At 66.0% G+C, this 1,739-nt stretch carries 1 protein-coding gene; it reads right to left on the reverse strand.

Annotated elements, in window-relative coordinates; translation table 11 throughout:
* Positions 1-1,739 (reverse strand): sulfoacetaldehyde acetyltransferase (gene xsc / locus F3H35_RS18685; protein WP_149781036.1); only part of this gene is annotated, 1,739 nt, incomplete at its 3' end.

Genomic DNA, 1,739 nt, shown 5'->3' on the forward strand with positions numbered 1-1,739 from the left:
GCGACGGCGACGGGTTTTTTCATGGCGTCGCGGCGGAAGGGTTCGCCGAGTTCCTGGTTGATCATGGCTTCGATGAGGGTTGTGACACCGTTCTCCATCTGGTCCTTGATCGCCTGGTTCAGCGCGTCGGTGAGCTCGTCCATGGTGCGCGCGACGACGCCCTTGAGGCCGCAGGCCTTGGCGATGCCGGCGTAGCTCACGTCGTCGTCAAGCTCGGTGCCCACGAAATTGTCGTCGAACCACAGGGTCGAGTTGCGCTTTTCGGCGCCCCACTGGTAGTTGCGGAACACGATCTGGGTGATGCCGGGCCATTCGCTGCGCCCGATCGCCGTCAGCTCGTTGACCGCGATGCCGAAGGCGCCGTCGCCGGCAAAGCCCACCACCGGCACGTCGGGGCGGCCGATCTTGGCGCCGACGATCGCCGGAAGGCCATAGCCGCAGGGACCAAAGAGGCCCGGAGCGAGGTATTTGCGCCCCTCCTCGAAGGACGGGTAGGCATTGCCGATGGCGCAGTTGTTGCCGATATCCGAGCTGATGATCGCCTCGCGCGGCAGGGCGGACTGGATCGCGCGCCAGGCCATGCGCGGGCTCATCCAGTCGGGCTTGGCCTGACGGGCGCGCTCGTTCCAGGTGGTGCCGGGATCGTCGTCCTCGTGGTCCATGCTGCTGAGCTGCTGCGCCCATTTGCTCTTGGTTTCGGCGATCCGGGCGCGGCGGGCGTCACGGCCCTCGTCCCCGGCGCTGTCCGACAGCTGCCCCAGGATGCCGCGGGCCACCTTGGCCGCGTCGCCGATGATGCCGACGCTGATCTTCTTGGTCAGGCCGATGCGGTCGGGGTTGATGTCGACCTGGATGATCTTGGCGTCCTTGGGCCAGTATTCCATGCCATAGCCCGGCAGTGTCGAGAACGGGTTGAGGCGCGTGCCGAGGCAGAGCACCACATCGGCGTCCTTGATCAGCTCCATCGCCGCCTTCGAGCCGTTATAGCCAAGCGGGCCGGCAAAGAGCGGATGCGAGCCGGGGAAGGCGTCATTGTGCTGGTAGCCGACGCAGACCGGGGCATCGAGCCGCTCGGCCAGCGCCTGGGAGGCGGCGATGCCGCCCTCCGAGAGCACCACGCCGGCGCCGTTGAGGATGACGGGGTTGCGGGCCTCGGAGATCAGGCGCGCGGCCTCGGCCACCGAGTTCTCGCCGCCCGGCGAGCGCTCGAACTCGATCGGGTCGGGCAGCTCGATATCGATCACCTGGGTCCAGTAGTCGCGCGGGATGTTGATCTGCGCGGGCCCCGAGAGGTTCTTGGCCTTCGAGATGACGCGGGCCAGAACTTCGGCCATGCGCGAGGGATCGCGGACCTCTTCCTGGTAGGCGACCATGTCCTCGAACAGCTTCATCTGCTCGACTTCCTGGAAGCCGCCCTGACCGATGGTCTTGTTGGCGGCCTGCGGCGTGACCAGCAGAAGCGGCGTGTGGTTCCAGTAGGCGGTCTTGACGGCGGTGACGAAGTTGGTGATGCCCGGGCCGTTCTGGGCGATCATCATGCTCATCTTGCCGGTGGCGCGCGTGTAGCCATCGGCCATCATCCCGGCGCTGCCTTCATGGGCGCAATCCCAGAACGTGATCCCGGCCTGCGGAAACAGATCCGATATCGGCATCATCGCCGACCCGATGATCCCGAACGCATGCTCGATCCCGTGGCGTTGAAGGGTTTTGACAAAGGCCTCTTCGGTCGTCATCTTCAT

Source organism: Roseovarius litoreus, assembly GCF_900142765.1.
GTDB lineage: Bacteria > Pseudomonadota > Alphaproteobacteria > Rhodobacterales > Rhodobacteraceae > Roseovarius > Roseovarius litoreus.